Below are 8241 nucleotides of genomic sequence, written 5' to 3'. Positions count from 1 at the left end.
TATCGACCGGCGCCGGCTCGAAGTTGTAGCCCTGCGCGGTGGCGTTGTCACCGATGAACTGCTCGACGGCATTGATGCCGACGAAGTCCTCGACCTCGTTGCGGTTGCAACCGTCCTGACAGGGGGCTGGGCAAACACGGCCCATCATCGATGGGAATGGATTCGCATCGGTGGAGCGACGGAAGGCATATTCCTGCCAGGTCATGCCCTCAGGCGGATGCTCGAGACCGCGTACGATCTGCAGCCAGCCGCGGATGTCCTCGCCCGACGGGCAGCTCCCCTGACAAGGAGGCGTCTTATGCACATAGGTCGGACACTTATGGGAGGTGTCCTGAACGAAGATCTGCTCGGTCAGGTTATCCCAAACGTTGTCGCCATCCTCGAAGCGGCGCCAGGAAATTTTGGTCATTTCGTCAGTGGAAGTTGCCATCGATAACGCTCCTAACAAGAGTCGAAGTCGAGCTGAGGCTCTTGGTTGATCACCGGCGCTGGATGCGTCCATCGCACCCGAAGCTCGTATTAGCTACAAGTCTCAATTCATCAGCAGGGTCGTGGTTGGCACCTGCTCAGGCCGCCTCGTCGGCAACCTCGTCTTCGTCGTCGGTCTCTTGGCCGGTCAGGACCAATGCGTTCGAGACCAACTGATGAACACTGACGATCTGATCCAGGTCCATTCCGTAGTAAGGCAGCACCTTGGTGAATTGGCTTTTGCAGATGGCGCAGATCGCAGCCATGTGGGTCACGCCCTTTTCCTGCATGACGTTGTTCAAGGCCTCAACACGCGGCTGGGCGCCTTTGACCCGAATCTCCATCAGGTCATCGGTGAGCAGACCGCCACCGCCACCGCAGCAGAAGGTGCGATCGCGGATGGTCTCCTCGTCCATGTCATAGAAGTTGTTGCAGGTCGCGCGGATGATGGCGCGCGGGATATCGAACTGGCCGCCAGGCCGATCCCCCATGCGCGAAGCGCGCGCCACATTGCACGAATCATGGTAGGTGAGCACCATGTCGTCATTGCGGCTCTTATCCAGATTCAGCTTGCCTTCCTGAATCAGCCCATAGGTGAACTCGCAGATGTGCTGCGGCACCGGATAGCGCGGATCGAGGAAGTCCCAGGGGCCTGCCAGCGTATTCAGAAAGCTGTAGGCGACGCGCCAGGCGTGGCCACATTCACCGAACACGATGCGTTTGACCTTGAGCTTGATCGCTGCCTCACGAATCCGCAGCGCGACTCGGCGCATATTCTCGTAGGAGCCGATGAACATGCCGAAGTTAGCGGCCTCTGAGGCATGACTGCTCAGGGTCCAGCTAACGCCGGCCTCGTGGAAGACCTTGCCGTAGCCGATCAGGCCATCGACGTGCGGCTCAGCGAAGAAGTCGGCCGAGGGCGTGACCAAGAGGATCTCTGCGCCTTCTTGATCGAGCGGATACTTGACCTCAACCCCGGTGTCATCGAAGACATCCTCTTCCAGACCCTCGAGCGTGTCGGCCAGGGCCGGCCCAGGCAGGCCGAGGTTGTTGCCGATCTTATAGACCTTGCCGATGATCTCATTGCAGTACTTCTGACCGACGCCGATGTGATCCATGATCTCGCGGGCAGCCATCGAGATCTCGGCCGTGTCGATCCCGTAGGGACAGAACACCGAGCAGCGCCGGCACTGCGAGCACTGATGGAAGTAGCTATACCAGTCGCCGAGCACCTCCTCAGTCAGCTCCTCTGCGCCGACCAGCTTTGGAAACAGCCGGCCAGCGAGGGTGAAGTGGCGACGATAGACCTTGCGCATCAGGTCTTGGCGCCCGACCGGCATGTTCTTCGGATCACGGGTGCCGAGGTAGTAGTGGCATTTGTCGGTGCAGGAGCCACATTTGACGCAGGAGTCCAGATAGACCCTCAACGAGCGATAGCGGCCCAGCAAGTCGCCCATCTTATCGATGGCCTTGGTCTGCCAGTCGTCGACCAGTTCGCCCGGAAAGCCGAGCTCAGCCTGGAATTGTGGCTTCGACTTGAACGGGCTCGAATGCGCCATGATCCCCGGCTCGAGCTCCGGGATCTCTGGGTACTGCTTGAGTACGGGGACTTGGAAGTCGGCCTTCGCCATGATTCAACCTCGTTTCAAAACGTCGCCAGCCAGGGTCTCAGTGGTCGGAGCAGCAGAACCGGTCAGTCCTGCTCCAGGCGTTTCGCCCAGGGCGCGATGTGACGCTGCTCCCGAGGGTTGTCGACCTGATTTCGCGATGGGCTGAAGAAGAGTCCCGGCGCGTGCAGCAGCTTGCTGTATGGGAAAATGATCATCAGCAGCGCAACAAGCAGCAGGTGCAGGAGGAGCAATGGGTCCGCCGGCAACGTATAGACCTGTCCGACATAGAGTCCCTGGAAGAACTGCTTCACCCGCATGATGTCGGTGTGCGCGACGAAACGCATCAGCAGCCCAGAGAAACCGATCGTAATCAGGAGCGCGAGGATCAGATGGTCGGACAGCGCGGTGATATAGCGAACGCGATCGACCAGGAAACGCCGTGCCCAAAGGCCAGCCAGACCAACCACCATCGCCATACCGCCGTAGATGCCGAATGGCTGAATCATCTCGATCGGCAGAGGCACCGGATCGAGAAAATATCGCAGATGGCGCAGAGTGACCAGGAACAGACCGAAATGGAACATCCAGCCAAAGATCCAGGTCCACTTGCTGCCGCGAAACAGGCTCTCGAAGAACACCACTTCACGCGTGATGCGCAGCACGACGCCGGTCTTGGTGGTCGGCGCAGGGGTGGTCGGGATCTTCAGCGGGGCAGGCGTGCGCGCGTATTGGATGACCTTATTGGTTAATCCAGCGACCAGCACGAAGGCCGCGAAGTAAAACAGACCGGCGTAAACATCCGACAGAAACGACATGTTTCCGCTACCTCAGTGGCGTTGGCCCAATGGCGTCTGCTCTGATCGAGCGGACCCAGTGGTGCACGATCTCTTGAGCGTTATCGGTGTCGACAGCATGGCAAGGGCGTCGACGGGTGCTCGAGCTCGCTCGAGCCCGAGACCACCGGCCAGCTTGATGACTGGCCGGTTAAGCAGGCTGACTCAGACGCAGCCAGTCGGCTTTGGCAGGCCAGCGTAGCGGCACGCCTGCTTGGCCGGGCCGTACGGGAAAAGGCCGTACAGATACTTGCTGTTGCCCTTATCCTTGCCGAACTTCTTGCCAACCGCCTTGGTCAGCACGCGCACGGCGGGAGCAATCTGGTACTCCTCGTAGTACTCGCGCAGATAGTTGATGATGTCCCAATGCTCGTCGGTGAGCTCCAGGTCATCCTCTTTCGACATGACTTCGGCGACACCCGGCTCCCAGTCGTTGATGTTGGCCAGGTAGCCTTCTTCGTCGGTCTCAAACGTCTTACCGTTTACTTCGATTGGCATCGGTATGCTCCTAAACAGTGGAAAGTGAAAAACTACAACCAGGCCTGGACCTTATCGTGCTCCGCGGCAAGATCCACGAAGCCGGCATAGTCCACAACACTGATTCCGGGAATGAGACGATCCTCTGACAAGCCGCGAGCCTGGAGATCAGGACCCAGCGCATAGACCTTCACGGAGCCGAGGGCGCCCTTTACCTGCTCCTCGACACTGGTCTGTGTCAGTGCTGCATAGACGCCGTCCTCGATCAGTAAAACGGCGGCGCCAGCACTCGCATGGCCGAGACAGGCAGCCAGCGACGTCTTCTCGAACGGCGACTTATTGACGGTGTGCAATGTGCTCATCGTGTTCCTCAGGTGTTCGCTCGATCTCAGAAGCTGAAGACGACGTCAGCGCCGTCCATGATAGTCGCCATGTCGGCGCGGGTGACAAGGTGAATCGAGTCCTTTTCAGCCCAGTCATCATCCTCGTCTTCCCAGGTCAGGTGCTGCAGGTCGTCCAAGGTCAGCCCTCGCTCCTCCAGCGACTCCTTCTCGACGTAGATCTTCTTGACCTCGTAGTCGCCGAGTGCTGCGTAGGTCGGCGAGAAATTCTTCATGCCAACCGCAGCAGTGTCCTGTCCCTTGGTCAGCTGAAATACGCCGTCGTCGACAAAGGCCAGACTGACGTCCTGATCAAAGGCGGCACCGATCAATACGACCTCGAGCGATTCCCAGGCGTAGATGGTGCCGTAGGGCGCCTTGCGGTTCAGATAGAGAAAATTCTTGATAGTTTCGGACATGGTGCGTACCCCTGGTTTCTGGTTCCGGACAGATGATCAGTCGCCGAAGACGACCAGCCGATCGGACTGGATCGCCGCCTCGACCAGCTGGCCGAGACCGGAGATGCGAAACCGGGGATCGATGTTGGTGGCATCCTTGCCGTTGCGCTGCGCCTCACCCTCATCGACCACGCCGCGCCGCTGGGCGGCGGCGACGCAGACGACCATGTCGAGGTCATGTTGTTCGGCCAGCTCAGCCCAGCGCGCGACGACGTTGCGGTCATCCTGAGGCGGCGTCGTGAGCCGCGTCGAGTTGTTGACGCCATCGTGGTAGAAGAACACGCGAAAGATCTCGTGCCCCTTCTCAAGGGCTGCCTTGGCGAAGAAATACGCCGAATCGGCAGCCTGGTGCTGGTAGGGTCCTTCATTGACCTGGATTGCGAACTTCATTGCGACCTCGCTGGTGTGGGCTCCGGAATCCGTGACTTAGAAACGGATGTAGGAAGAGGCGTTGAAGCTGGCACGTGAGCCGCGCCAGGTATCGATGTGGTACTTGGTGAACGGCAGCTCGACCTCTTCAAAGAAGCGCGGCCAGCCGATACGCTCGATCCACTCGTTGACCCGCTCCCAATCACGCGCACCCTCTTTATAGGCCTTGAGGATGCGCTTGACGATCGCAGTCGCCTCGGGCCAGCGCGGCGGATTGTTCGGGATACCGGCCGCGACCAGCTTCTGGAAGGTCGGCTTGCCGCGGGCGTTAGAGTGGTTACCACCGACCCAGATCGCCAGCTTGGAGTGCTCGGCATCGTTGATCTGCATCGGCGGGCACGGTGGGTAGCAGGCGCCGCAGCAGATGCACTTGCGCTCGTCGACCTCGAGCGAAGGCTTGCCGTTGACCATGGCCGGACGAATCGCGGCCACCGGGCAGCGCGCAACGACCGATGGACGCTCGCAGACATTAGCGACCAGATCATGATTGATCTTCGGTGGCTTGGTGTGCTGGATATTGATGGCGATGTCGCCCTGACCGCCGCAGTTGATCTGGCAGCAGCTCGTCGTAATGTGCACCCGGTTGGGCATTGTGGCATTGCGGAACTCGTCGATGAGCTCATCCATCATCGACTTGACCACGCCAGAGGCGTCGGTGCCGGGGATATCGCAGTGCAGCCAGCCCTGGGTGTGCGAGATCATCGCGACCGAGTTTTGGGTGCCACCGACGATAAATCCAGCCTCTTCGAGCGCATTGATCAGCGGCGCGACACGCGACTCTTCGGTGACCATGTACTCGATGTTCGAGCGCAGCGTGAAGTGGACGTAGCCGTCGGCGTACTCGTCGCCGATATCGCACAACTTGCGCAGCGTGAAGACGTCCAAGATGCGCTGAGTGCCGGCACGCACGGTCCAGATCTCATCGCCACTGTAGGCGACGTGGCGCAGCACGCCCGGGCGCGGATGATCATGGTACTTCCATTGACCGAAGTTCTTGCGCATCGTCGGATGCATGTACTGCCAAGGATCGGGGCAGCCGGACTCGATGGGCTCGCGCATGTCTTTAGCCATCGGTAACTCTCCAGTAAATCAGTAAACAGTTAGGTGCTGATTGAATTCGGTGCGTCGAACACCGGCGCGCGCCAAAGGTGCGGGTACGCCAGTGTCCGCGACTGATCTGCTTCAGGCCCTTAGCCGGCAGCCTTCTCTGCCTGGCGCTCGAACCACTGCTCCGCAGCCTCGTCCCAGCCGTCCATGCGGACATAGGAGCTTTGGCGCGGATGGCTCAGCATGTTCGGATCAGGCTCAATACCGATACCGTCGAGGAAGTTGGCCAAACCGATGCGCTCGATCATCTCGCCGCAACGCTCGTGCTCGAGACCATTCTCAGCCCAGAAGTCGATGATGTTCTCGGCCATCTCGACCATCTCTTCGTAGTCTTCCTCGGTCTCGAGCTTGCGGAAGGGCACGATGACGGTGCCCATCAGATCGCCGATCTTGAGGGTGCGCTTGCCGCCGATGAGGATGGTCACACCCTTGTCGTCGCCGGGGTGCAAGGCCTTCGGCATCACGTTCAAACAGTGCATGCAGCGCACACAGTCGCGATTGTTCACCGCCAAGGTGTCGTCGTCGTTCAGCGACAGGGCCTGGGTCGGGCACCGGGTGATGACGTTATCGATGATGTACTGGCGACCCTTGGCCTTGACGTAGGCCTTCACCTCGTCCTGGTCGACCTTCATATCATCGCGCCAGGTGCCGAGCACGGCGAAGTCCGAGCGCTCGATGGCGTTCTGGCAGTCGTTGGCGCAGCCTGAGACCTTGAACTTGAACTTATACGGCAGCGCTGGACGGTGAACATCGTCAACAAAATTGTTGACCAGCGCCCGGTGGGCCTTCAGCTCATTGGTGCACGACATCTCGCAGCGAGCGGCACCGACGCATGACATCGCGGTGCGCACGCAGGGGCCAGCACCACCCAGATCCCAACCGTACTCGTTGATTTCGTCGAAGAAATGCTGAGTGGAATTGGTGTCAGCACCGATGAACATGATATTGCCGGTCTGACCGTGGAAGGTCACGAGACCCGAGCCATGCTTCTCCCAGCTATCCGCAAGCTGACGCAGCATCGCGGTGCTGTAGTGGTTACCCGCCGGTGGCTGGACCCGCAGGGTGTGGAATTCTCTCGACTTCGGGAAGGCCTTACCGACCTCTGAGAAGCGCGGGATGATCCCGCCGCCGTAGCCGTAGACCGAGACGGTACCGCCCTTCCAGTAGCCCTTGCGGGTTTCATAGGAGTGCTCGAGCTGGCCGAGCAGATCGTTCGTGATCGCATTGATGCGCTCGTCGCCGTGCTCGTCCCGGAGACGCTTGATACCGGAGATGAAGCTCGGCCAGGGGCCATCTTCAAGTTGGTCGAGCATCGGAGTTTGGTGCTTGTCGAGGGCCATGTCGCTATCTCCTATCGAGAAACGTCGTGGTAAGACACAGATCGAATTCGGATTCTTTCGCGGCGCCGTGTGCCACGGAGCTGCACTATACGAGGCGGCAGGCCGCGCTGGAAACCGCACCTTAGGGGGAGGGAATAAGCCCACCCTATCCCCTAAGAGATAGTTGACAACCGCACTATTTCTCGTTTGCGATCAGCAACCTAGTGCGCGACCGACGGCGTTTGCACTGGGGTCGAGAGCATAAGCGCCGATCAGCGCTCTGTCAACATATCCTAATATTCCAATAGCTTATTCAGCCGCCTCCGAAGCTGCCGCGGCCACTCCTGCAGCCACCACTCCGGTCCTCGCGATCGGTCTTCCGCCGACTCGAGCAGGCTCAACCAGAGGAGGACCTTGCTCGCCATCGCCGAGCCTTAGGGCGGCTCGAGTTGTTTTTGCTCGATTGCGGCTTTACCTGCTTGGGCAGAGAGAGATCACCTGGGCGACCATGCTTTCGCGCGAGGCTTGGCGATCCTGGTGCCGTCCGCGCACTTCCAGTCAGAGGGGCTCACAGATCATGCTCATGCTTAGCGACATCCTCGTTTCCAACAAGGAGCTCGAGAGCTTCGAGGAGCTACTGTCGGCGATTCAAGAGGTTGCGCGCCAAGGCGAGCGATTCTTTCGCATCGACGTGAAGCCACCCTTCTCTGATACACCCGATGATTGGGAGGATCGGCTCGAGGCCGCATTCAGTGGCCTGGTGCGCTAGCTCAGCTTGTTAGTCCGCATTGCCCGCTCTGCACCATTCGCTGTCGCGACTGGCTTCAAGAAGGCGAGGCCGCGATGAAACGTCAGCGGGGCCTTCAGATGCAGGCGAGCGACCCGCAGCGAGAACCGCCGCGGCCGGTCACGGACCGGCTGCCGAGCCAGCCACAATTCTAACGAGGACAGCGCCGTACGCGGCGACAAGAGCAGTTGCCATGAAGCACTTCGACATCACGCGGACCCACCTGCAGGACACCGCCGCCGACTCCGTGAATCGGGCTGCCGAGGAGGCAGCACTCGAATCCCACTTGCTCGCGCTTGAGGAGCAGTTCTCGACCCTGCAGCGAATCGGCGCCGATGCCGAACAACTCTCCGACCTTCGGCTTCAGCAAGCG

General features: G+C 60.0%; 9 protein-coding genes and 2 pseudogenes. 2 read left to right on the top strand and 9 right to left on the bottom strand.

Annotated elements, in window-relative coordinates:
* The 9 genes and pseudogenes from ACY693_RS10455 to dsrA form a co-directional block, all read right to left on the bottom strand.
* A pseudogene (locus ACY693_RS10455) lies at nucleotides 1–430 on the bottom strand (NAD(P)-binding protein); the annotation flags it as partial.
* Between the two features lie 136 nt (nucleotides 431–566).
* A complete protein-coding gene (gene dsrK / locus ACY693_RS10450) occupies nucleotides 567–2099 on the bottom strand; it encodes a sulfate reduction electron transfer complex DsrMKJOP subunit DsrK (RefSeq protein ID WP_462321769.1) in 1533 nt (510 codons plus the stop codon).
* A 62-nt stretch (nucleotides 2100–2161) separates the two neighbouring features.
* The gene (locus tag ACY693_RS10445) at nucleotides 2162–2893 is read right to left on the bottom strand and encodes a respiratory nitrate reductase subunit gamma (protein ID WP_462321768.1); all 732 of its coding nucleotides are present in this window, start codon (nucleotides 2891–2893) and stop codon (nucleotides 2162–2164) included.
* A gap of 183 nt (nucleotides 2894–3076) precedes the next feature.
* On the bottom strand, nucleotides 3077–3409 hold the full coding sequence (locus ACY693_RS10440) for a TusE/DsrC/DsvC family sulfur relay protein (RefSeq protein WP_410757535.1): 333 nt from the start codon (nucleotides 3407–3409) through the stop codon (nucleotides 3077–3079).
* Nucleotides 3410–3441: 32 nt separating this feature from the next.
* A complete protein-coding gene (tusB, locus tag ACY693_RS10435; RefSeq protein ID WP_462321767.1) occupies nucleotides 3442–3750 on the bottom strand; it encodes a sulfurtransferase complex subunit TusB in 309 nt (102 codons plus the stop codon).
* A 26-nt stretch (nucleotides 3751–3776) separates the two neighbouring features.
* The gene (gene tusC, locus ACY693_RS10430) at nucleotides 3777–4187 is read right to left on the bottom strand and encodes a sulfurtransferase complex subunit TusC (RefSeq protein ID WP_462321766.1); all 411 of its coding nucleotides are present in this window, start codon (nucleotides 4185–4187) and stop codon (nucleotides 3777–3779) included.
* Nucleotides 4188–4223: 36 nt separating this feature from the next.
* The gene (tusD, locus tag ACY693_RS10425; protein ID WP_462321765.1) at nucleotides 4224–4616 is read right to left on the bottom strand and encodes a sulfurtransferase complex subunit TusD; all 393 of its coding nucleotides are present in this window, start codon (nucleotides 4614–4616) and stop codon (nucleotides 4224–4226) included.
* Nucleotides 4617–4652: 36 nt separating this feature from the next.
* The gene (gene dsrB, locus ACY693_RS10420) at nucleotides 4653–5726 is read right to left on the bottom strand and encodes a dissimilatory-type sulfite reductase subunit beta (protein ID WP_462321764.1); all 1074 of its coding nucleotides are present in this window, start codon (nucleotides 5724–5726) and stop codon (nucleotides 4653–4655) included.
* Nucleotides 5727–5845: 119 nt separating this feature from the next.
* Nucleotides 5846–7102 (bottom strand): dissimilatory-type sulfite reductase subunit alpha, encoded by a 1257-nt coding sequence (dsrA, locus tag ACY693_RS10415; protein WP_462321763.1) that lies wholly within the window; start codon nucleotides 7100–7102, stop codon nucleotides 5846–5848.
* Nucleotides 7103–7658: 556 nt separating this feature from the next.
* Between dsrA and ACY693_RS10410 the strand changes: the two genes are divergently transcribed.
* Nucleotides 7659–7850: a sulfur relay protein DsrC gene (locus tag ACY693_RS10410; protein ID WP_462321762.1), complete on the top strand. Its 192-nt coding sequence runs from the start codon at nucleotides 7659–7661 to the stop codon at nucleotides 7848–7850.
* A 211-nt stretch (nucleotides 7851–8061) separates the two neighbouring features.
* Nucleotides 8062–8241: pseudogene (locus ACY693_RS10405) on the top strand (hypothetical protein); the annotation flags it as partial.

It is taken from the genome of Halochromatium sp., assembly GCF_054919635.1.
This window is presented reverse-complemented; position numbering and strand designations above follow the sequence as displayed.